We start from the raw sequence: 21,944 nt of genomic DNA, 5'->3' as shown, positions 1-21,944 counted from the left end.
TTACAAATAATAATCTATTTATATCATATTTTTCAATATATATTGTCTATATCTTTTTAATTATTGATTATGTAATTAAATGCCTGATTGAACATAGTAGGCAGAAATTTTCCCCTAAAACCATATAACCCACAAGATACAAAAGGATGTACTTCTATAATAAATGTGCCCGATTGATTCACTCCTACATCTATAGTATAGGAAGGAGGACAGTTTTTGTAAGAGTTAATCATTTCTTTAATCAGCAATATATCTGGGAAAAGGGTAAAATCCCCAAGATAATTATTTAAACCTACCAATTTCCCATTAAGGACAAATCCTCTCCACTCACTTTCAATATCAATTACTTCAGAAACAAGATACCTTCCTTCTGGAATATTGTTTTTATCATTTATAATTTCTGTGAAAGATTTATATGCATCCATAGACTTTATAAATACAGGCCTATCAATAATTATATTTTTCTTATCTTTTATACAACAGTCTCTTTTTAAATATTTTGGTATAAATAATTCATCAGGAATATTTATTGGCTTTATAGACTTTCTATCCTTTCTAAAAAACTTCTCTATATAATCGAACACAAATTCTAAACTTCCTACTGGAATGCACTCCCTATAATTAATATAGTCACTTAATATTACATTATAAACTTTCTCTCCATTATACCAATTAATGAAATTCACCGCTTCAATTAGTTGAAAGCAAAAATCATGTTTTATATTACCTCCTATTGTTTGTATTAAAAAAGTTTTCATAATAAATCTCCCCTTTATCTCTATCAATTCATTAATCTTTTCTATATATTATAGTTACACATAATTTCCATTATATATTTTTCTTTAAAATAACATACAAAATAGGTTTTGATATAAAAAAGACCTCAATAGAGATCTTATTTTAAAGAATTGTATAAACTTTCTACTTCTACATCCGTTAAGGCTCTATTCCAAATATACACTTCATCCATTATAGATCCACTCAAACGATAATCTCCACTATAACCCCATCCACTTATATGAAAAGCATCACCAAAACTTGCCCGGCTTGCAGTCATAGAACCTCTTTTTTGGCTTAAGTTTTGTTTAATACCATCTATATAAATTGAGTTCAGTCTATAATTGCCTTTTTTAAATATAATTACAACATGTTTATATTCTGATGTGCTTAATGGATTGTTTATACCATATACATCCGAATTGTGTGTATTAAACCCAAACTCTCCGACGTATATATAATTATCATATCTATTAAAACCAATGGGCATTGCTGAAAGTTCTCCATTCCACTTCATAATATAAGATACAGTAACATATTCTGTTGAACTATTTATGTCTAAATCAGCATTAGGAATTTTTATCTGTCCACCATTTATTTGAATTCCGCTACCAACCTTTCCCGGAACAAAATCAATTCCACTTCCTATATATGTTTTACTATTAATTTCATTTACTATTTGGTTCCCTTCAAAAGTAAATTTACCAACAATTCCATCAGGAACTACAACTTCAGGGTTATTGTTATCAACAACTACTTTATAGATTTGAACTTTACTTTTTGTTTTAATTTTAATATCATTTATTTTATTATTACTTAAATTTATATCTGCTTTAAATCTTTTATATTTAGTTTCAGCAGCATAAATGTTTTTTATATCATAATCGAAAGATATATTCTCATAAGTTACGTAAACTGGAGAGTCATTAATCGTAACAGTTATTTCTTCATTTATAGGAACTTCCCCGGTCATGATTACTGAAGTAATCTCTACCTTATTCACCGAATTAGTAGAAAGATATGTCTCTCCAATGGCCACATTTCTAATATCTCCCATATATCCAAAGATTAGTTCCCCATCAGCATCTTCTAATCCTTTAGCATAAAATACTCTACTACTATCTTTTGAATAAACAAAGAAGTCATCTTCTCCCCTATTTTTTCCATGTTTTAGTCTAGTATGGTATTCTTTTGATTTTGAAATATCTATTTTATATAACTCATTTCCACTGTCTCCAACAGATGTGACTGTTTTTAAAAGTTCTTCAGATGGAGTTATCTTATCTCCAATTGGTAATGAATCTTTATGTGTATTATATAATACAATCGCTGTTTCTAAACTATCTATGTCTTTGTAAAGTGTTGCTATATCAGTATCTCTCTTTAGATTTATTAATTTTGGTAGTGCCAACCCTGTCAACAGTCCTAACACCAAAATTACTACAATTAACTCTACAATTGTAAATGCTTTGTTTTTTATTATTTTAGACATCTTATTTCTCTCCTTTCTTTTTAAAATCGAAATATATTTTAATCAGTCATGTATAAGAAATCAAGAAAAGAAATTATGATATTTAAAGACTTATAATAAGAAAAAAGCAATGCCAAATTTAGCAATGCTTTTATTAGATATATTTTAAATTTGTTTAGTTGTTATTTGCCATACATTCCACTTTTATGTCTTAAACCTTTAGATGTAATTGGCTTCTTTTGAGACTGCATTGGTTTTTTACACTTTTTGCAGATCAAGTCTCCATTTCTAAAAATATAATCTCTACAATCACAAGTAAGAATTTTGCTTTTTTCCATTTAGAACATCTCCTTCATTTATTAGTTTGATATAGATTGTATTGATAAAATGTTGAATTTCAATTTATAGACAACTTTTTTTAGTTTTATTTCTTTCAGTAATATAAGAAATTCCGCCTAAATATTTTTGTGCTGTTTTAAATCTGACTTTATTTTTTTTCAATTCCTTAATTCTAGTTTTCTTACCATTTATCGCATTTGCAAAAGCCTGTTGAGGTGTATTACCTTCCCATGCATAATCAAGGGCAGGACAATAAGCGAGATAGTTTCCTTCTTCATTTTTACTAACCTCAATTTTATAAGGTAAGTTATAATAATAATGAATAGTTTTCTTTTTCTTCTTTTCTTTTGGATTTACTATCTCCCTTATAACTTTTTTAGGAAGTTTGTATTCTTCAATCAGGCTAGGCTCGTCTTGATAAATCAAATAAAAAAGTCCAATAAGTGCTAACCCAAATGCGTCACATTCATTATCTTTATTTGCAAAATCAATACCATAATTATCCTTGGCCCCTAAGATAGTCCACTCTTTTGTATTTAACTCTTTAAATTTTTTAGGTTTAATTCCGTTACCAGTAAGAATTTTTTTAGCCTTTTGGGTATTTACAATTAACAGATCCTTATCCATTATGTATAATCGTCTTTTTATAACTCCCTGCAATTCAGCCAAAGCCTCTCTATTGTATTTTTTTTCATAAGCATAATTTTCTATAACAATTAAATCAGCATCTTTAGCCCAATCCCTTATTTGATTCTCTATAAAGAGTATCCTTGGAATTCCTTTTAAGTTATTAGTAAGAGTTAGCGTCTTAGGCTTCTCTCCCTTTAAAAAATCACTATTTATAAGACATAAACCTGTGCCAGTTAAAGATGCATCTATTCCTAAAACCGTAAACTTTTTATTCTGTAAACTTTTCATCTTTAACACTTCCTTTAAGGAAATTCATATTATTAATGCATTTTTAACATAACACATATTTTTTGTTATTCTAAAAACAATGATAGTTTTTAGTACAAATTAAAAAACCTATCGGTTTACTCGATAGGCTCTTTAAAATATCTCTCTATGAATTTTAATTATTTTTTCTTATATCAAAAGAAATATTTTGGTAAGTATCTTCTCCTCTTTTGAAGTCATATGATACACTAACTTTCTTTGAATCAATATGTTTTACTTTCATGTCTTTTATATATTCTTCCAATTTATTATCTCTAAGTCTCATGTTTATAAAATTATTAAACTTAGGCACTTCTTCAATTTCTATATCCATATCGTTAAAGTACATCATTATAGACTGAAGAACACATGCATTAATCTTGTTTATAATATTATTATGATACTTGTACTTAATATAATCAAATAGAATGTAAATAATTGCTGAAATGCCTAGACTAATTAGCAATCTGCTTGTTGATAACATATATCATATCTCCTTCTATATAATTATTCGTACCATTATATTGACCATCCTTGGATAAAGTCAAATATATTTACTGTCTATGTTAATTTAATATAAATGTTCTTATCATCTGATATTCCATTAATTCGATCTTGAAATTCTTGATATCTTTTTTTAATAGTTTTAGAGTCTATTGGAGAGGCTATTAAATAGCCCCCTTTACAATATATAAGACTCCTTGTTTTTTTATCAGATTGTGTTTCAATATATTCATTATATTTTGGGAAACTTTCTGCTGTTTGTAAAAAATTAGGATTCAATATTGCTATTATGTTTTCTTTATCTATGAAGTAGTCAAAGCCTATACTTATTAACGCCTTAAACTTGCTGTTCCCTATCATATCAATTACCTCTGTTTTTTTCTTTACTTTGTGTTCCCTCGTTCGACTTTTCTTTTTCGCTTTGAGTTATCCCATTCACCTTATCAGCATATCTTAAATATCTATTTCTAATTGTCTTAGTATCAATGGCAGATAAAACAACTTCTCCAGTATCAAGAACTAGAACTGCTCTAGTTTTCTTACCTTGTCTAACATCAAAACATCTATTTTGTTCTTTTGAATCTTTAATTAATCTTTTTGTCGGTTGAGAATCTGGATTCAATATTACAGTTACTCTTGCAGGAAATATAAAGTTTCCAAATCCAATCTCTAGTAATGGTTCTAACATAAAACCACATCCTTTCTATATGCATTTACTGTGTTTTTAGATTTAGTTCGGTTTAATTAAATTTAAATGCATTATACGAACATAGTTTTATTTAAATCAAGTCTTTTTTATAAAACAACAAAATTATATCTAAAGCGTAACTTGTTCAATAAACAAAGATAAATTTTCAAGCAAATTATAGTACATATTTTTGGTTTTAATAATTGGCCTTAAAGGATAGGATTTGTTTTGAATATAAACAACTCCCTCGACACCATTATTTAGTCTAACAGGTAGTCCCATAGGGTAAATATAAAGTGATTTTCTAAATGCATCAAAAATTTCAGGATCAAATCTAGTATTTACTAAGGATTGCACCTTTTCAAAACATTCATGAGGCATTAACTCTGTTGTTCTTAATAAATTTTCATAGTAATCACAAATACTCAATATTTTAATTAATTCATTTTGCTTTTTTCCTTCCATCTTAAATAATCCATTTCCATCAAAGAATTCACTTTGAAATTTCACAGTCATATACACAAGGGCAGAGGTTTGTTTCCTTTTTAGAAATTCAAATCCTATTTCCTCATATAATTCTTTTTTCAATTTTTCATTCTTTTGTTTTAATATTTTCCCTATATCATGCATCAGAGATGCTATAGCCAGATATTCTATTTTATCTCGATTAATACCTAGTGTAATTGCTGTTTTTACTGAAAGTAAAGCAACATTAATGGAATGTTGAATAATATCATCTTTATCCATCACTTGACCAACAGTAATGCTAATAGGTTCATTTTTTATTTCTGGCAATAATTCATTCCTTATAAAATTGTTAAATTTATAATTATTAAACTCATCTTTTGAGGCTGCTTCATATACCTCTTGTAGTTTAATAAAAATAGCAGCCATTTTATCACTATCTAAAGTTCCCTGTAACTCTATATCAATATTTTCATCTTCAATATAAACTGTATTAAGTCCACTATTAATCAATCTTTCGATAACTTTATCTGAAAGCACCGCACCTTCGTTTATTAATTTTTTTCCATCCTTAGATTTTATAGCCGTAGCCAATTTATGATTTGATAGACTTTCATTTAATTTTGCTAATCGCATTATATTTTTCCTCCTGTTATTATCTTAAAAGTTTACCTTTTATAACATAACATACAAAAATGCAAATAATGATTACTAAGTTAATAGTAATCATTATAATTATCATAGTAATCATCTCGATTTTTGTTTGCACTTATAGCCTTTATAACTATAAATCCTGCTATTAATAAAAATATAAAGATTAATGCGTATGGGACAAACTTCAATAAAACATTTCCATCACTTATTGCTAGTTTTCTATATTCAGTAATATCCTCTTTATATTCTGGTTTAAATGTAAGTCTATTCATATATTTATCAGGATTTAAACTTATAAAAGATAGATTAGAGTGAAATGATGAAATTTCATTTTGCACAACTTCAGGAGTGATATTTGCCCCAAATTCTGTATAGATATCATTGAAATATATAGATAAAAAATCATAATGTAAGAAAAACTTTTGCCAAGCCTCATCAATTCCATTTGATTTTTTATTTTTATAATTTGCAATAGAATAAACTAAATCATAATGTAAATTTTTAAGTTTAATAGTTTCTGGTGTCTTGACTTTAGACGTATGCATTACTTCTACCATTTTGTTTAACTGGTTAGATTTCACTTCTAATGCTAACTCTTTAGTTGGAAAGTCTAAAAAATTGGTAAATTTTGCAGAATACATTCCGAATTCTCTGGCCTTATCATTTACTTGTGCAATTGATATCAAAGTTTCTATCCTTAGTTTATCTGCACTAACATGTCTTAATATGTCAGGCTCCTTTCCATTGATTATTGCTGTATAATCTATTATAAGTTCCTCTGCATACCCTCTAATGACTTTAAAATTATCATTATTATCCCTTATCTTTTTTAATTCAGCAATAGTGTTTTGTAGTTCTTCTATTCCTTCCTTTTTTTCATTAGCACTACCCTCTTTAATTTTTTTTATTGCTACCCTATTGTTATTTTGATAAATATATTTATCGTATAGGAGTTTTATTTTCGTATCCTTAAACTCTTGATAAAAATTTATTAGATTTGATACTTCAGTTTTCTTTCCAATATAAATCAACGCATCTGCATCTTTAGCATATAGACTATTATAATTGTTTTGTATATTATCCAAGTCTTTTCTATATTGATTTAAAACAGTATTAATTTTTTCTGCTGACTTTGACTTATACTTATATAAATCAATAATAGAAAGTTGATCTTTTGCATAGTTAATATATTCTTTAACATCTTCATATCTTTCCTGTTCACTAGGAGTATATATATCCCATTTAGATAGAATTCGATATTTCATAATTCTTTGATTGTGACTTATATAACTTATTCTTTGAATTATTTCATCTAATTGCCTGTATTCTGTATAACTCATGTCTATAATAGGATTATTACTAGCAAAGATTTGAGTAGGCATCAGTGAAATTAATAATATAAGTAAAATTATTAATGACAAAATCTTGGTATGTTTCATAACAATCAACCCCTATCATTTAATTCTTTTAGAGATATAGAGGATTTCTTTCTAAGTCTAGGATTTAACATTACTAATTCCGTATCGTCATCTTCGTTTCTTAATGTTGCCGTAATCACCTTTTTATCACTTAATGATATTCTTGTTATTAATCTATTTTTCTTATCCTTAATTTGAATCAACGAACCTATATCATCTTGGTAAATATCAATCTTATGTTTCTTTCCTTCAATTTCATATTTATAAGAACCATCACAAAGTCCATAACAAACGATATCAGATGTAGAAATCTGTATTAAAAGTTTGTTTAAAATATTTTGATGTTTATTAAGTTCTACAATATTTCTTGATATCCAATTTACTACTTCTTCTTTAATTAAAAAAGTTGTCATAAATGTACTTAGTTCTTCAATAGGAATTATAACAGGTTGGCTAAATTTTTTTATCACAAATTTAATTTCTGTATCTTTAACAAAAATCGCATAGTCATTTATTAAATCATAATTATCTAGGTTTTCTATATAAACCATATTTATCCCCCTCTCGCTTTAAAAGTAATTAATATTATATTGATAAACCCTTGCATTTCAAATATATATAATTAAATTTTAATATTAAAAAACAATCAAATTAAATCTTTTTTGTCGCCACAAAACATTCTCTACCTTAGTTATTTTTAACGATACATGAGTTTTGCTATAATACATATTCTATACAAGGTACCTCTCTTACAATAAAGATTGATTTTTATTTTAATGGAGGAATTAAACAATGATGCTATCCACAGAGCAGTTAATAAAGATAAATAAACTAAATTTAGGAAAAGTGATTTATACTTTAGAAAAAATATCAAATGATTCTGGTATAATTACTGAAACTCGTATTGGTCAATGTCTTGGAACCATAGAAAAAATAGGTTCCGACGGTACTTGTACTTTATATAATAAAATTTCAAAAGAGCAAACTACTATAAATATTTTTGATTTTAATAAAAACTTAAATAACTTCTGTTTGCGTAAAAAATATTTATAATATTAAATGTAAAAGGATGACTTGCATGAAAGGAAAATTGCTTAAATAAAATTATTTAATATAGGATTTCAAAAAACGATTTAAGTTTAAACAGAAATAAAAGGACAGGTTTACCTGTCCTTTTATTTGTTTATTTAAATTAAAGTCTTTAATAACTGGATAAAATTCTTAACCAATGTAGAAATAGGCTGTGAAATATTCTCATTAAATATCCTTTTAACCAATATTTGAATATCTCCCTCACTAACATATTTATCAGGTTTGACGGTATTGTCCTTATATCCTATTAAAATTCTATGCTTTGATAACTCTTTGGCCATGTCCTCCGACCAATGACCCTCTATATCCTTCCACTTTATTTCATTATACTTTCCTTTTCCTTCTGTAATTGCGTACATAATAGCAGCAGACTCTCCCCTTGTCATTTGAACATTATTTACTATATTACTGTCTATATATGATAAAATTCCTTCCTTGTCGAGAGTACTTTGGACTTTTTCATAATAATTATTCATGATTTTTTTTCTATTAAGAATCCGAAATTTCGCTTTTGAAAGATCCACATCTTGTATTACCTCCTGATTAGAAGGATATTCTTCATCTTCTCTTGATTGAGTATCATCATCCATATTTTCATCAATATCAACATTTGATCCATTGTCTTGATTCGTACGCTGATTTCCTTGATACACTTTTAATATTACTTCATGATTATAGATTACATTGTCTGGAACCTTGTGTTGCATAGAAGGATAAGAATATCCTTGTTTTATATAAAAGTTATTTGTTTTTCCAAAGTTTTGAAGAATTATATTATCAGGAGTAGAATTTGTAATTCCCGTTATTGTGGGATCTGCAATTACCCAACCATAAGGTTCAATATAAAATTCAACCCAAGCATGGGCATTTTCACTTATATCAATAGATCCAACTTTTTTAAGTTTCACAACTTCATCACTTGTTACCACAAAACCTACTGGTACTCTAGCAGGAATACCCTCTGACCTAAGCATTGCTGCAAACAAAGTAGCATACTCAAAGCAAATTCCACCTTGCTGTTGATTAAAAGTTTTTTCCTCATATTTTTGTGTCTTTTCATTATAAACTAATCCTTTTTTTATATCTTCATTTAACTGCTTTTCAGTTCCTCTTAAAACATCTCGAATTGCACTATATGATCCAGAATTATTAATTGGAGATTTTTTATTATACTTCATATTTTTAACAATATACTTATAAATCAATTCTGCTTTTTTATAGGGGTTTTCTTCATTTCCAACTATTTCTTTAGCCTTTTGTTTGATTAATTTATCATTGGTTAAAATATATTGTTCTTCATTTAAATACATATTGTATCCTTTCAATTCACCTTTCTCAATATCCTTTGAGTTTACTGCATAATCAATTGGCAGAAGTTTAACTGTATATTCTTTTTCTAAAGTAGTTTCTTGTTTCGGATTTACATTTTTAAATATATAAGTAAATGCAGAGTGTTGCCCTTTATATACGTGAGAACCTTTTACTGTAGTCTCTTTTAGTAATGAATAATAAGATGCTGTATCATTAAGTAGCGACATTAGTTCTACTTCGATATTCATTGTTTTATCTGATTTATTCGTTATCATATGCTTATATTCTACTGTGTAGGTGTTGAGAGGTTGATTAGTAACATCTTCTGCAAAAACTGGTATAATGCTTGAAAATATTATTAATCCTATTAATATACATGTTAAAAATTTCTTCATAGTTTCACCTCCTTGTAGAACTATTCGTTAGTAATATTCTCATTTGGAAGAATAGTGGATTTTTCATAATCGTAGCCTTCTTGCGTATAAATTTCTGAAAAAGGATTAGATTTATTTACCTTATAAAGTTTATACTTTTTGGCAAGTTCTACATTATCCTTTGAATAGACATAATCTTTTCTTCCAACAAAATTATCTTTTACATCCTCAATTTCTTCAAAGATATCATCAGGTTTAGATGTATCGTATTCATTTTCTTGTGGAATTTGTTTATCCGTATTCGTCATATTATCATCTACACTATCATCATGTATTGGATAATGCGTGTCTATAGGAGGCTTTTCTTTTTGGTGGTCTATTTTTTGGAACTTATCTTGATTAAACCATGAAAGAACCTGATCTTTATTTGCAGTGTAATAACATGAACCATACATTGCGACACCCATTACAAGCATTCCTGAAACTATAAGTGTCAATACAGATGATGACTTAGACCTCTTTTTTTCCTCCCTATCCTCGCTACTTAAAGATAAACACCCTTCGTTAGAATCTTTAATTTGTAAATCATTATTGACACCGATAATTTTATCCTTGGAAATATTACAATTTTCATTTTGAACTTGTTCTTGAAATTCATTATTCTTATTTTTTTTAAAATTAAACTTTTTCATTTTCGTTAACCTCCAATCTGCTAATTTTCTTTGTAATTAAGAACAATATTTAAATCTGCAATAATATTTTTAACAATAGGATTTCCATTATTACTTTCATTTTGTATTAACTCGTCCTGCATAGAGTCACTTTCATTTTGAGATTGCTTGATTTCTACTTGAAGGTTATTCCAATCTATAACTTCACTATTCCCTCTTTTCATTATTAAACTATCTATATAATTAAAGTTTCCAATATCTATATTTAAACTTTTAACGAATTTCTCAACCTTTAAATAATCACCCATTACAATTAACTTAATCCTTTTTTGCTGTATTCCATGTTGATCTAATGGATTATTGCTAATGGGATCATTAGGCTGCTCTGTTCCTAAATCGTTAACTTGGCCATCTTCTTGCTCTTTATTTATTTTATTTTCAGTGTTATTTATTTGATGTTCTTCCGACAGTAAAATTTCTTCATTCACAGGATGTTCTTGAATATTGCTTTGACTTACTTGTTTATTTAAATCAAGTTTTGAGATCACAACATCATTTAAAAGTGCCTGTTCTTCTATAAATAGTAATAGTGAAGCATAGTCTACACTTCTTGGGATTTGAATTAGAAGATCGTTTTTTTCATCAGATTGCAATTGAGGTTGATTATTCAAATTGTCTGTTTCTAATTTTATATTGTTTTTTAAATCGTCCACCCTTTGTTTTAACAAATTGATTTCTGATTGCATTTTAGTTACTTCATTAGATTTTTCTACAATTTTACTATATTTATATGGAAATTTAGAAATAAAACTATTATCAAAATAAAGCATATATCCAAAACCTACAAATGAGAAAATCCCGACTCCTATGATAAATTTTTTAAACTTTGGATCAAACTTCATTAACCCTCACCTCTTTTTATTTGTTAATATGAAATGCTTATTAATTCATCAACTTCATCACCAAATTTATGTACAAGAACCTTCAATTTATTGCTTTGAGTATCTGATATAATAATCTCATATACTCCGTTAAATTTATATTTATCCCACTCTTTAAGTCCAAATAAGTATGCTGTTTTACCATTAACGGTTTCTACGTTATAATTACCTAGACCATAATAACTTGTGGTATCTCGCTTTAACACAAATCCATTATTTGAACTTGTACCAAGATACATATTGCTTGCATATAATTTGAAATCATCATCAAAACAATATACTAGGTACTGCCTATATTTATCCAATTTCAAATTCTTATCCTTACTTAAATAAGCAATATCTAAAATTGAAGATTCTAAAGTAGGTTCATAATAAGTTGTATCATTATAATCAGGAGGAGAGGCATGTTCAAATTTTATGGGCAAAATTCTCACATTAAAATTCTTGTATTGATAAGATTTTTGAGCCAATACCTTATTACCTTCCAAGTCTGCTAGAACCTGTGCCTTAATTGTTTGAATTTCATTGGTTATTTCTACTTTATTAAAATAAACATTGCTTAAATTAATGTTAATAGCAATATACTTTAGTATATTTAAAGTAACAAGTGTTGCTACAAATACTGAAATGGTGATATAAATACCTATTGCCCCTTTTCTTTTAGATAGCATAATATTTCCCCCTTCCAATCTATAGTTTTTCTTGTGTATTTATGTATTTTGTAAAATTTACTGTGTTTTCTTCCAATTTATTTTTTTTCTTATAAAAAATATCTAATTTTACAATAGTTGTGCCGTTTCCATTATTGATTTCTGAAGTAGCATCATAAAAATAAATATCTATATTACTTAGGTCCAATAACTTAACATTATTTCGATATAAACCTCCGTTTTTTTTAGTATAAATAATTTCATCTAATGAGGTTTGTGCAATAATTTGATTTTTACTTATATTTATTTTATAGGTATAATTTAAATCTTCATCAAACAATATAAAAGCATTTTGAATATGTGCAATCTGGCTATTGTTATATTTAATGGATTTAGCATAAATACTAGAGTCAAACACTATATATCTTAGAATACCTAATATAAAAGCAAACAACATAATGCTTATAAGACCTTCTATTAGTGAGAATTTCTTTTTTTTCATATTAAACATTCCTTTCTGTTGATAATTTTTTTGCAAATTCATTCCCTTTATGATTAAATAGGACCTCTACATCTATATTCTTGGTCCCTCTTGAAGTATCTAGAATAGAAACTCTTACTGTGTATTGATTATTGTCTATTTTAATGGTACGTTCACTAAATCTATTTGATAAGACATTTTTACTAAGTTCTTTATTTAATTCTGAATGAGCCAATACAAATGAGTGAAAATCTTTAGTTCTATATGCTAATTTATCTAATGATTCCCTTATAGCACCATGAGTAACACCACTTAATAAAATAATTATTATAATTCCAATTATAACTGTTGGATAAGTTTGACCTTTTCTATTTAATCGAAACATATAACCACCCCTTATATCTTAATTATGTAAAATACTTAGGGATTAAAAACCCCTAAGCATTAATTAAACATTCTTATAACGTCCTTTATATCAATTTTACCTAATTTAGCCTTTTCAATAGCCTCTAATTCAAAAGGAAGGAAACTTTGATTTTTAGCAACTTCTTTTCTAAGTTCTGTACTATTTAAATTTGATGCAATTAATTCATTAATAATATCATCAATTAATAGCATTTCCATAATAACAACCCTTCCTTTGTATCCATCTTTACATTCACTACAACCAGTCCCCTTATAGAAAACTTCATTACCAGTAATTATTTTTCTTTGATATTTTTCTTCTACCTTTTTGAGAAAGGAAAGTTCTTTTTCAGTTGCATTATGTGATTCTTGGCAGAAAGGACATACCTTTTTTATGAGTTTTTGAGAAATGATTCCTGCTATGTTATCTGCTAGTTTATAAGGCTCAATCCCCATAGCGATAAGTCTATTGATAGTAGTTGTTGCGTTATTTGTATGAATGGTAGATAAAACATAATGACCTGTGTTGGCAGCATCAACGGCTGTTTTTGCGGTTTCAGTATCACGAGTTTCTCCTACAACTACAATGTCGGGATCTTGTCTTAAAAATGTTCTAAGTGCTGATGAAAATGTAATTCCTGCTTGTGGGTTTACCTGTACTTGATTTACACCGGGGATAGAAGATTCAACAGGATTTTCCACAGTACAGATATTTACTTCTTCATTGTTCATTTTATTTAAAATAGCATATAGGGTTGTAGATTTACCAGAACCAGTTTCTCCTGTAATGAGAAGGATTCCATTATCTTTCTCAAGCATTTTATCCAAAGTTTCAATTTCTTTTTCACTAAAACCTAATGGTCTAAAATCCTTAATTTGAGATTTATCTTCCAATACCCTCATTACAATCTTTTCTCCATAAACCGTAGGTAAAGAAGAAATACGAAGATCATATTTTTGCCCATCTAATTCATAATTAGCAATTCTTCCATCTTGTGCCTCTCTGCTTTTAGTAGGGTCCATATCTGCAAGAACCTTTACTCTTGATACAAGACCTGAATATTCTCCAATTGGAAAATTAAACTCTTTTTGAATCTCTAAATCACCATCAACTCTAAATCTAACTCTTACTCTTTTATCAATTGGCTCTAAGTGTATGTCAGAAACTTCTTTAGATAATGCTGAACGAATAATTCTATCTACAATTTGTACAAATGCACCATCATCTATTTTTAAATTGTCATCTATTACATTATCTACATTTGATTTATTTATGCTTTCAATTTTTGCAAGAATTTCTTTACTAAAAGCAAAATATTTCTTAATCTTCATGGGGTGCAACATTATATCCAAATCTTCATCCAACACATAATTATGAGGTTTAGATACTGCGATTTTAATAAACTCTCCGTCATTATCAAATGCTATTAATTCATATTTCATAATTAAATTTTCAGGAATTAATCTAATAATTTCTTCTGTTATATGTTGTTTTTTCAAATCAACATAATCTATCATATAAAATTGTTTTATATATTTAATCAAGACTTCTTTATTAAGAAGTTTGTGTTCAAAGAGGTAATCCATACAATTATCTCCTTTTATTTTAACTTCTTGATATATTTCCTCTCTAATAACTCCGTTATTAAATAAATACTCTAAAAAATTCATGTTTTTCCCTCCTTTTATTTCTATTGAATCCCTGCACCAGATGAAATTTCAAAAATAGGAATTGCAATCGCAAATATCATTGGAGCAACAAATATTGCGACCAATACGATTGACGCAGGTTCCATCCATTTACTTGCCTTTTCTATGAAAGAAGTAATCTTCCAATCATACCACCTAAATGTATTCTGTATCATTTCTTGCATATTACCGCTTTCCTCTCCAATTTTTATCATATTTATCGTATAATTAGGAAAAGCAAGAGATGACTGCATTGCAACCGAAACTGGAGTACCTTGAATAACTGAATTTAATACATTCTGTAGTTCAAATTTCATACCATAATTAGTAGTATTATTAATTGCTATTGATATTGATTCTGGAAGTGAAATACCACTAGATAAAGCAATATTTAATGTTTTTAACATGATTGTATTTTGATATTCTCTAATTACCTCACCGAAAACTGGAATTTTAAATTTTTGCATATCTACAAAATATTTGAAATAAGTATTTTTAAGGGCCATTTTATATCCAATAGTCATTGCTACAATAAATGAAATAATATACAAAATATTGCTACCAATAAATTTTACTACTCCAAAATATATTCTGGTAAATTCAGGTAATGGTTGTCCATCAAACAATTGTTCAAACTGCGGAATAATAACAAATATTGCAGTAATCATGGCAAATATTAAAATCGAGAAAATAAATATAGGGTATATAGATGCTTCAACAATTTTGCCTTTCAATTTTTGATTTGACATCATATTGTCATAAAGCATATCAAATGTTTCTGCAAGTTCTCCTGTTGATTCTCCAGTCTGAACCATGGATACATAATAATTATCAAATATATGAGGAAATTTACTTAATGCGATTGAGAGACTTGAACCTTTTGATACCTCTCGTGTTACATAAGCCAAAACCTTTTGAAAGTATTTATGATCCGTTTGCTGCATTAATATCTGCAAACACTTTACAAGGGGAATACCTGCATTTAATAGTACAACAAATTGTTTTGAAAACATCATTATTTCTTTTTTATTAACCTTTTTATTACCTATATTTTTCTTTTTTCCTTCACCTTTTAAGTTTTTTAAATCTGTATTTAGTAAATTTTTAATTCTGTCCATATCTATCTCTGATGTAAGGATGTTTTTATTTTTTTTCCCTATTTTTTTTTCTTTTTGCTCTTTTGCAATTTCTTTATCCATATTCTTAAAATAATCAGGATTGCTCATTTCTGAAATATCGAGATTTGAGAGAGCCTCATCAATTGCTTTTTTACTCTGCTTATTTTCTTTTTGAAATTTGTCACTAGGTCTTGTTTTTGAATGAAATTTTATATTTTCTGATTTACCTTTATTAATGTTAATGTTTAAAGAAAAATTCATGTCCTTTATTTTGCTTACTGATTTAAAACTGTTCGATTGTTTTATTTTATCTAAATTAGAACTTATCTTCTTCCTTATAATTGATGTTGATTTTTCTTTTTCTTCATTTAATTCAATAATAGTTACCTTATCTTTTTTAAGTTGTATAATGACTTCTTTTCTTGATTTCCCCTCAATACTCCCATTAATAAGATTGTTATATTTATCCCTACCTTTATAAGTAAACTCCATTAATATCTCCTCCTAACTATCTACCCATAATAATTAATTTTTTCATTGCCTCCACATCACTGCAATGACTGTAAGCAGTATCAAGAGTTATTTTCTTTTGTATATATAATGATGCTAGAGCCTGATCTATTGTTTGTGTTCCAAGTTTTTGTTTATTCATAGTAATTGCATCAGATAATCCAGATATGTTTTTTCCATCTCTAATTATCCCTCTCATTGCATCTGTTACAATCATAAGTTCAATTGCTGCAACTACTCCTCCACCAATTTTAGGTATAAGCCTTTGAGACACCACCCCTTGTAATACTGTTGATAATTGGGTTCTAATTTGTTGTTGGGCATTTGGCTCAAATACATCTATAATACGATCTATTGTTTTTGGGGCAGATATCGTATGAAGTGTTGCAAATACTAAATGTCCAGTTTCAGCAACACGAATCGCATTTTGTATTGTATCAAGGTCTCTCATTTCTCCTACCAACACAATGTCTGGATCTTCCCTAAGAGATGCTTTAACTGCATCAGAGAATGAAAACACATCATGTCCTACTTCTCTTTGGTTAACAATAGATAGTTTATTTGGATGTACATATTCAATAGGATCCTCTATTGTTAATATATGTTTTTTCTGTGTTGAATTAATTAAATCTATCATAGCAGCCAGTGTGGTAGATTTGCCTGAACCTGTTGGTCCCGTTACAAGCACTAATCCAGAATGTAATTTCGTAAATGTTTCCACAGCATCGGGCAACCCTAAATCAAATAAGGAAGGAACTTTTGATTCAATTTTACGAATAACAATTCCTCTATTTCCTCTTTGAGTAAATATATTAACCCTGAATCTTCTTCCTTCAGGAGTTTCAAAAGACATATCTACCTGTCCGTTTTTATCTAACTCTTTCATTTTAAACTCTTGTCCTGTCATAATCTCATTTATGAAAACTGTCTCAACCATTTCTTTAGTAATTACACCATGATCATCAATTGGTACTATATCGCCATGTTTTCTCACATATGGTTTCATATTTACAATTATATGAAGGTCAGAACATTTATTTAGAATCATGTAATTTAGTAATTGTAAAAACAAAGTTCTTTCCATACAAACACCTCTTTCTTGTAAAGTTACTATTTAAATCTCAAACATTATAAGAATGAGGTGCCATTGTTTCAATTTTTAAAGGGTATTTTTTGACTTCTATAAATGAAATCAATATCATATGAGTGACTTTTAAAATGGTCAATATATAATAAAGGATGTGGGTTAATGTTTGGATTAAAGAAGAATAAAGATATCCTTGGAGTTGACTTTGGTGATAAATATATGAAACTTTCTGTTATTAAAAAGAATAAAAACTTCTATAATATATATGCCTATAAAAAATATGATATTGAGCCTTTTATTAAGAGTGGGAAGATAGAGGAATTTGGATTTATTAGAGATGCTCTAAAGGAATTTATATCCGAATACAAACTTGATAGTCCCAAAACAATATTATCTATCCCTAACAAAACTCCAGAATGTTCTTTAACTAGAATATTTAACATGAATAAACTAAACAGTAAAGAATTAGAAAAGGCTATGCAAATAGAAATTGAAGATAGGATCCCAGTAAAAGACGGAGAAAAATTTTTACCTGCATGGAGTGTTTTAGAGGAGTATGATAAAGGACAAAAAATGTTATTAGTAGTTGCAAATAAAGAAGTTTTAGAGTCTTATCAAGAGATTTTTAAAGATGATAAATTAGAGAAGTTAGACTTGGTTATACAATCTAAAACAACAACTATATTAAATAATGTAATAAATAATGAGGATATTAACCTTATTATAGATTTAGGACACACTTCTACTGACTTTATTATTTCGCAGGGCCAAATCCCTCTTTTAGTTAGGTCAATAGATTTGGGCGGAAGAATGTTAACAGAAATGATTGCAAGATTTAAGAATATCTCTAATACAGAGGCCGAAGAATTAAAATTAGATTACGGATGTGTCTTGAAAGGACATGAGAATCTATCTGAAAGTGAAATACACCAAGAAATATCTGATATATTATCATCACAAATAGATATAGTTTTATCGGAAATCAAGAAAACTCTGTTCATTGCATCAACAGAATTGGAACTGGATGTTGAACATGTATATATAACTGGTGGAACTTCAAAACTTGCTTATTTACCTGAATACATCAGCAATAAAATAGAAAAACCTGTTAAAAAATTAGTTCCTTACTATTTATTAGAGAATCAAGATGAAAAAATTAAGAATAATTTAGAATTTTATACTACTGCTCTTTCAAGTTCATTCCAGAACTTTTCTGAACCTAAAATTAGTATTGTATTTGATGGTAATATACAGGGGAGCAATAAATGCAATAAAAAAATGTTGATAGCAACAGGAGTAATTTGTTTAATGTCAATTATAGGACTTAATTTGTATCCCATAAATAAATTAAATTCTTTGGAAAAAGAATTTAAAAATTATAGAGTTCAAATAGCAGAATTAAAATCTCAAGATAGTCAACTTTCAAATGAATATCAATCTATTCAAGATGAACTTAATCAAAAGAATCAGGAAAATCAACAGAAAGAACAATACAATTACCATATTAAACAACTTACCGCATCAAAATTAAATCATATTGATTATTTGAAAAAGATAAGGGAAATAATACCTCAATCTATTCAAGTAGATCAAATAAGTATAGATGGCTATAACTTGACTATGAAAGGGCTTGCAGGTACCTATAGTGACATTGGGTATTTTATAAAAGAATTAAGTCATCAAGGAGAATTTAAAGATATAGATTTTTCATATAATGCAGTAGATAAAACAGTTGGGAAATATATTATTAGACATTTTGAATTTACTATATCGGCTAAAATTGTAGATAAAAATCTTTTGGGATTAGAGAACAATCTAATGGAAGATGCTATGATAAATATGCCATAATAAAAAACACTCCTTATCTTTTATAATCAGAGAAGTGTTTGCTAAATATGAATATCACTACTAAAAATCGAGGTTGAAATTCACCCCGATTTTTCTTTTATTGTTTTTCATTTCGTACTTTTTTCCAGTGATAGAACCAAAATCCTCCAGAAATTAACATAGATATTAAACTAGAAAAAAAACGCTTTAAATTTCTTTGCTGCTCTCTAGTATTTTCTTTTTTAATGTATTCATCATACTCTTTTTTTATATATTCCGGTGGAACAACTTCAATATCTTCTTTCACCTCAAAATCTTTAGACTGAATGTATCTTTGCTGATAGTCCTCATATGATATATAATGATTTGTGTTTGGGAAAACCGTATCCATCAAACTATTAGCACCATTTATAGTAGACACAAGAAAAATTATAAGTGTAATAAGACAAACTAAATACATATACAAATTTCTAAAGTTAAATGTTTTTGACATATAAACCACTCCTTTTTTAGATTTAACACCTTGTCAAAATGTAAGCATGATAAGGCATTAAAAGATAAGGGGAAAGAATTTAAATTCTTTCCCCTTATCTTATATTAATTAGATATTATTGTGCTTTCTTAACAATTTCTAATCCAAAGAATTCATTACCTTGACCATCAACTACTCCATTTTTTTCAGCAGTCTCGTCACCTTCGTAAACAATTGTTCCTGCGAGTACACCTTCAGTAACTACATAAAACTTGCTTAAATCAGCAGTTTTTGTTTTCTTTCCAAGGCTTTCACTGTATTTAGCAGCATCAATTGGCATAATTTTTACTTCTGCAAGTTTAGCATCAATATCAGCAGTCTGAACTCCTGAATCTGCTAATGCTGCTTTTAATCCATCTTGTAAATCTGCATTTTTTGAAAAATCTAATGCTACTCCACTTACATCATGTCCATAAACAGGATCATTTTGTTCTCTTTGAGTTTCTACAAGTGTAGCAACTGTTGTTAATACATCAACATCATTTACGAAGTTAGCGTGTCGTGCATCACGAACAACTCCCATGAATTTTGGAGCAGCCATACCTGCTAAAAGTCCGATCACTACGATTACTATAATTAATTCCACTAATGTGAAACCTTTTCTTTGCATTTTTTTCATTTTACATCATCCTTCCAATTCTTGTTTTATTTAATGTTTACCACGAATCAGTGGTCATATTTTAAATATTTCTATTTAAATGTGTAAAGCAATTTTAAAAGTTATTTTTGTCTTTCGTAAAGAACTTGGTGATATTAATGAATCTTAATTTTAAATGTCAAGTATTTTCTCATTTATTTTTAAAATTCTTATTCCTCAAGGCTTTATTATTTAACAAAATAATGCTATAGCAAGTCAAGTATTTTCTTAACTTTTTATTTGATAGGGCTTTCCCTTAGTCAAGTCTCACTATAATAGATAAACATTCTTTATCATGTCAAGTGTTTTTAAAACTAAATTTTATTTAATTGATTTTAAATGGTTTTAATAATTGTTAATCAATTTTCAAGTGTTATAATCAATACTTTTATAAACATAAAATTAATTAGTGAAAAACTTGATTTACCCCCTTTTGTTCTTATAATTATGGAAATACCAAAAAATTAAAAGGGGTGTCGCTAATGAAATCAATTAGTAAAATATATATTTTTACGGCTATTTCTTTAAGTTTAATAGGTGGTTCTGTGATTTGGGCATACTCTTATTCTAATGGAATAAGTGTTGTAGATTTCAACAAGGAAAAGACACAAATAGAAGAAAAAATCGTTTTAAATAGAATGAATAAATATGTTGCATATAAAACGGATAATGGTTCATCTGATTATGATAGAATTAATGAACTATTAAGCAAAAATGTAACATTACAAGAAAAAGAGGTTCAAGAAGTTAAGAAAGAGGTTGAAAAAGAAGTAGAAAATAAGATACTAGCAAAAGAAGAAGAAAAGCCTCTAAATGAAAAATTGCAAGAAGTTAGTATAGAAGATGAAAAGATGAAAAAATTACTAGAAATTAAGGAAAATAATTTAGATGTAAAGAAGGAGATCATTCAAGATATAACTAAGAGTAATAAGTCTCAAACAAATTATGCTAAAGATAGTAAATCTATCACCACATCAAAAATAAACATAGCAACTTCAGATAAAGAAATTTTAGAAAGAATAGTTCAAGCCGAGGCAAGTGGTGAGTCTTTTGAAGGAAAAAGAGCCGTAGCAACCGTTGTAATGAATAGAGTTGGTAGTACAAGTTTTCCGAATACCATCAAAGAAGTAGTTTTTGCACCAAGACAATTTTCTCCAATAAGTGATGGAAACTATTATAAAGTAACAATTTCAACTGAAACTAGAAAAGCAGTTGAGGATGTATTAAATGGATATAGATCATTTGATTCAGCAGTCGTATACTTCTGCAATCCTAAAACATCTACAAGTAGATGGATGATTGACAATAGGCCTTATGTAGCAACAATAGGCAATCATGCCTTTTACAAATAAAAATTGCTCCTCTGC

The 21,944-nt window shown here is 27.8% G+C and carries 24 protein-coding genes; 3 read left to right on the top strand and 21 right to left on the bottom strand.

The genetic code is table 11. From position 1 onward, the window contains the following. Window positions 1-56 precede the first annotated feature (56 nt). The 10 genes from HYG84_RS19800 to HYG84_RS19755 all read right to left on the bottom strand — a co-directional run bounded on the left by HYG84_RS19800 (window position 57) and on the right by HYG84_RS19755 (window position 7,803). Window positions 57-758 carry an ATP-grasp domain-containing protein gene (locus HYG84_RS19800; RefSeq protein WP_212382683.1) on the bottom strand — a complete coding sequence of 234 codons (702 nt, stop codon included), beginning with the start codon at window positions 756-758 and terminating at the stop codon, window positions 57-59. 137 nt (window positions 759-895) lie between these two features. Further along, window positions 896-2,269, bottom strand: coding sequence for a LamG-like jellyroll fold domain-containing protein (locus tag HYG84_RS19795; RefSeq protein WP_212382681.1), 1,374 nt, complete (start codon window positions 2,267-2,269; stop codon window positions 896-898). A gap of 161 nt (window positions 2,270-2,430) precedes the next feature. Beyond that, entirely contained in the window at window positions 2,431-2,586 is a 156-nt protein-coding gene (locus HYG84_RS19790; RefSeq protein WP_212382678.1) for a hypothetical protein, read from the bottom strand. 64 nt (window positions 2,587-2,650) lie between these two features. After that, window positions 2,651-3,505 (bottom strand): type II toxin-antitoxin system HicB family antitoxin, encoded by an 855-nt coding sequence (locus tag HYG84_RS19785; protein ID WP_212382671.1) that lies wholly within the window; start codon window positions 3,503-3,505, stop codon window positions 2,651-2,653. A 154-nt stretch (window positions 3,506-3,659) separates the two neighbouring features. Continuing rightward, on the bottom strand, window positions 3,660-4,007 hold the full coding sequence (locus HYG84_RS19780) for a hypothetical protein (protein ID WP_212382669.1): 348 nt from the start codon (window positions 4,005-4,007) through the stop codon (window positions 3,660-3,662). Window positions 4,008-4,084: 77 nt separating this feature from the next. Beyond that, complete coding sequence (locus tag HYG84_RS19775) at window positions 4,085-4,387, bottom strand: extracellular matrix/biofilm biosynthesis regulator RemA family protein (protein WP_212382667.1); 303 nt, start codon at window positions 4,385-4,387, stop codon at window positions 4,085-4,087. Between the two features lies 1 nt (window position 4,388). Further along, window positions 4,389-4,715: an extracellular matrix/biofilm biosynthesis regulator RemA family protein gene (locus tag HYG84_RS19770; protein ID WP_212382665.1), complete on the bottom strand. Its 327-nt coding sequence runs from the start codon at window positions 4,713-4,715 to the stop codon at window positions 4,389-4,391. A gap of 129 nt (window positions 4,716-4,844) precedes the next feature. Next, entirely contained in the window at window positions 4,845-5,816 is a 972-nt protein-coding gene (locus HYG84_RS19765; RefSeq protein WP_212382663.1) for an HD-GYP domain-containing protein, read from the bottom strand. A gap of 80 nt (window positions 5,817-5,896) precedes the next feature. Beyond that, window positions 5,897-7,273: a hypothetical protein gene (locus tag HYG84_RS19760; RefSeq protein WP_212382661.1), complete on the bottom strand. Its 1,377-nt coding sequence runs from the start codon at window positions 7,271-7,273 to the stop codon at window positions 5,897-5,899. Between the two features lie 5 nt (window positions 7,274-7,278). Further along, window positions 7,279-7,803 carry a hypothetical protein gene (locus HYG84_RS19755; protein WP_212382660.1) on the bottom strand — a complete coding sequence of 175 codons (525 nt, stop codon included), beginning with the start codon at window positions 7,801-7,803 and terminating at the stop codon, window positions 7,279-7,281. Between the two features lie 241 nt (window positions 7,804-8,044). Here HYG84_RS19755 and HYG84_RS19750 point away from each other — a divergent pair, with 241 nt between their 5' ends. Next, a complete protein-coding gene (locus HYG84_RS19750; RefSeq protein ID WP_212382658.1) occupies window positions 8,045-8,305 on the top strand; it encodes a hypothetical protein in 261 nt (86 codons plus the stop codon). A 134-nt stretch (window positions 8,306-8,439) separates the two neighbouring features. Here the strand turns inward: HYG84_RS19750 and HYG84_RS19745 are convergent, their stop codons facing one another. From HYG84_RS19745 to HYG84_RS19705, 9 genes are read right to left on the bottom strand one after another with little or no spacing between them, the layout of a single operon-like run. Then, the gene (locus HYG84_RS19745) at window positions 8,440-10,050 is read right to left on the bottom strand and encodes a transglutaminase-like domain-containing protein (protein ID WP_212382657.1); all 1,611 of its coding nucleotides are present in this window, start codon (window positions 10,048-10,050) and stop codon (window positions 8,440-8,442) included. A gap of 20 nt (window positions 10,051-10,070) precedes the next feature. After that, entirely contained in the window at window positions 10,071-10,721 is a 651-nt protein-coding gene (locus HYG84_RS19740) for a hypothetical protein (RefSeq protein WP_212382656.1), read from the bottom strand. Between the two features lie 20 nt (window positions 10,722-10,741). Beyond that, window positions 10,742-11,602, bottom strand: a complete 861-nt coding sequence (locus HYG84_RS19735) for a hypothetical protein (protein ID WP_212382655.1) — start codon at window positions 11,600-11,602, stop codon at window positions 10,742-10,744. Between the two features lie 23 nt (window positions 11,603-11,625). After that, window positions 11,626-12,312, bottom strand: a complete 687-nt coding sequence (locus HYG84_RS19730; RefSeq protein ID WP_212382653.1) for a hypothetical protein — start codon at window positions 12,310-12,312, stop codon at window positions 11,626-11,628. A 19-nt stretch (window positions 12,313-12,331) separates the two neighbouring features. Then, complete coding sequence (locus HYG84_RS19725; RefSeq protein ID WP_212382651.1) at window positions 12,332-12,793, bottom strand: type IV pilus modification PilV family protein; 462 nt, start codon at window positions 12,791-12,793, stop codon at window positions 12,332-12,334. A 1-nt stretch (window position 12,794) separates the two neighbouring features. Further along, complete coding sequence (locus HYG84_RS19720; protein WP_212382650.1) at window positions 12,795-13,157, bottom strand: hypothetical protein; 363 nt, start codon at window positions 13,155-13,157, stop codon at window positions 12,795-12,797. A 59-nt stretch (window positions 13,158-13,216) separates the two neighbouring features. Next, the gene (locus tag HYG84_RS19715) at window positions 13,217-14,848 is read right to left on the bottom strand and encodes a GspE/PulE family protein (protein ID WP_212382647.1); all 1,632 of its coding nucleotides are present in this window, start codon (window positions 14,846-14,848) and stop codon (window positions 13,217-13,219) included. 20 nt (window positions 14,849-14,868) lie between these two features. Continuing rightward, a complete protein-coding gene (locus HYG84_RS19710; RefSeq protein ID WP_212382645.1) occupies window positions 14,869-16,476 on the bottom strand; it encodes a type II secretion system F family protein in 1,608 nt (535 codons plus the stop codon). Between the two features lie 16 nt (window positions 16,477-16,492). After that, window positions 16,493-17,578, bottom strand: coding sequence for a type IV pilus twitching motility protein PilT (locus tag HYG84_RS19705; RefSeq protein ID WP_212382643.1), 1,086 nt, complete (start codon window positions 17,576-17,578; stop codon window positions 16,493-16,495). A 165-nt stretch (window positions 17,579-17,743) separates the two neighbouring features. On the opposite strand from HYG84_RS19705, the gene pilM reads away from it, so the two are divergent. Then, on the top strand, window positions 17,744-19,429 hold the full coding sequence (pilM, locus tag HYG84_RS19700; RefSeq protein WP_212382642.1) for a pilus assembly protein PilM: 1,686 nt from the start codon (window positions 17,744-17,746) through the stop codon (window positions 19,427-19,429). Window positions 19,430-19,526: 97 nt separating this feature from the next. Here pilM and HYG84_RS19695 read toward each other — a convergent pair whose 3' ends face one another. Further along, complete coding sequence (locus tag HYG84_RS19695; RefSeq protein ID WP_212382641.1) at window positions 19,527-19,901, bottom strand: hypothetical protein; 375 nt, start codon at window positions 19,899-19,901, stop codon at window positions 19,527-19,529. Window positions 19,902-20,016: 115 nt separating this feature from the next. Further along, window positions 20,017-20,559, bottom strand: a complete 543-nt coding sequence (locus HYG84_RS19690; protein ID WP_212382640.1) for a prepilin-type N-terminal cleavage/methylation domain-containing protein — start codon at window positions 20,557-20,559, stop codon at window positions 20,017-20,019. Window positions 20,560-21,059: 500 nt separating this feature from the next. Here HYG84_RS19690 and HYG84_RS19685 point away from each other — a divergent pair, with 500 nt between their 5' ends. Next, window positions 21,060-21,929, top strand: coding sequence for a cell wall hydrolase (locus HYG84_RS19685; protein ID WP_212382639.1), 870 nt, complete (start codon window positions 21,060-21,062; stop codon window positions 21,927-21,929). Window positions 21,930-21,944: the final 15 nt, after the last annotated feature.

Origin of the sequence: Alkaliphilus sp. B6464 (assembly GCF_018141165.1) — a bacterium.
Taxonomy (GTDB): domain Bacteria; phylum Bacillota; class Clostridia; order Peptostreptococcales; family Natronincolaceae; genus Alkaliphilus_B.
Note: the sequence above shows the minus strand (reverse complement) of the source record. Positions and strands in the feature narration are given on the sequence as shown.

Bases quoted from the DNA above. Each gene is read 5' to 3' on its own strand.
- HYG84_RS19695 (WP_212382641.1), bottom strand. From the start codon at position 19,901: ATGTCAAAAACATTTAACTTTAGAAATTTGTATATGTATTTAGTTTGT.
- HYG84_RS19760 (WP_212382661.1), bottom strand. From the start codon at position 7,273: ATGAAACATACCAAGATTTTGTCATTAATAATTTTACTTATATTATTA.
- HYG84_RS19765 (WP_212382663.1), bottom strand. From the start codon at position 5,816: ATGCGATTAGCAAAATTAAATGAAAGTCTATCAAATCATAAATTGGCT.
- HYG84_RS19710 (WP_212382645.1), bottom strand. From the start codon at position 16,476: ATGGAGTTTACTTATAAAGGTAGGGATAAATATAACAATCTTATTAAT.
- HYG84_RS19720 (WP_212382650.1), bottom strand. From the start codon at position 13,157: ATGTTTCGATTAAATAGAAAAGGTCAAACTTATCCAACAGTTATAATT.
- HYG84_RS19685 (WP_212382639.1), top strand. From the start codon at position 21,060: ATGAAATCAATTAGTAAAATATATATTTTTACGGCTATTTCTTTAAGT.
- HYG84_RS19735 (WP_212382655.1), bottom strand. From the start codon at position 11,602: ATGAAGTTTGATCCAAAGTTTAAAAAATTTATCATAGGAGTCGGGATT.
- HYG84_RS19715 (WP_212382647.1), bottom strand. From the start codon at position 14,848: ATGAATTTTTTAGAGTATTTATTTAATAACGGAGTTATTAGAGAGGAA.
- HYG84_RS19770 (WP_212382665.1), bottom strand. From the start codon at position 4,715: ATGTTAGAACCATTACTAGAGATTGGATTTGGAAACTTTATATTTCCT.
- HYG84_RS19730 (WP_212382653.1), bottom strand. From the start codon at position 12,312: ATGCTATCTAAAAGAAAAGGGGCAATAGGTATTTATATCACCATTTCA.
- HYG84_RS19775 (WP_212382667.1), bottom strand. From the start codon at position 4,387: ATGATAGGGAACAGCAAGTTTAAGGCGTTAATAAGTATAGGCTTTGAC.
- HYG84_RS19725 (WP_212382651.1), bottom strand. From the start codon at position 12,793: ATGAAAAAAAAGAAATTCTCACTAATAGAAGGTCTTATAAGCATTATG.
- HYG84_RS19705 (WP_212382643.1), bottom strand. From the start codon at position 17,578: ATGGAAAGAACTTTGTTTTTACAATTACTAAATTACATGATTCTAAAT.
- HYG84_RS19755 (WP_212382660.1), bottom strand. From the start codon at position 7,803: ATGGTTTATATAGAAAACCTAGATAATTATGATTTAATAAATGACTAT.
- HYG84_RS19780 (WP_212382669.1), bottom strand. From the start codon at position 4,007: ATGTTATCAACAAGCAGATTGCTAATTAGTCTAGGCATTTCAGCAATT.
- pilM (WP_212382642.1), top strand. From the start codon at position 17,744: ATGTTTGGATTAAAGAAGAATAAAGATATCCTTGGAGTTGACTTTGGT.
- HYG84_RS19740 (WP_212382656.1), bottom strand. From the start codon at position 10,721: ATGAAAAAGTTTAATTTTAAAAAAAATAAGAATAATGAATTTCAAGAA.
- HYG84_RS19795 (WP_212382681.1), bottom strand. From the start codon at position 2,269: ATGTCTAAAATAATAAAAAACAAAGCATTTACAATTGTAGAGTTAATT.
- HYG84_RS19690 (WP_212382640.1), bottom strand. From the start codon at position 20,559: ATGAAAAAAATGCAAAGAAAAGGTTTCACATTAGTGGAATTAATTATA.
- HYG84_RS19745 (WP_212382657.1), bottom strand. From the start codon at position 10,050: ATGAAGAAATTTTTAACATGTATATTAATAGGATTAATAATATTTTCA.
- HYG84_RS19790 (WP_212382678.1), bottom strand. From the start codon at position 2,586: ATGGAAAAAAGCAAAATTCTTACTTGTGATTGTAGAGATTATATTTTT.
- HYG84_RS19750 (WP_212382658.1), top strand. From the start codon at position 8,045: ATGATGCTATCCACAGAGCAGTTAATAAAGATAAATAAACTAAATTTA.
- HYG84_RS19800 (WP_212382683.1), bottom strand. From the start codon at position 758: ATGAAAACTTTTTTAATACAAACAATAGGAGGTAATATAAAACATGAT.
- HYG84_RS19785 (WP_212382671.1), bottom strand. From the start codon at position 3,505: ATGAAAAGTTTACAGAATAAAAAGTTTACGGTTTTAGGAATAGATGCA.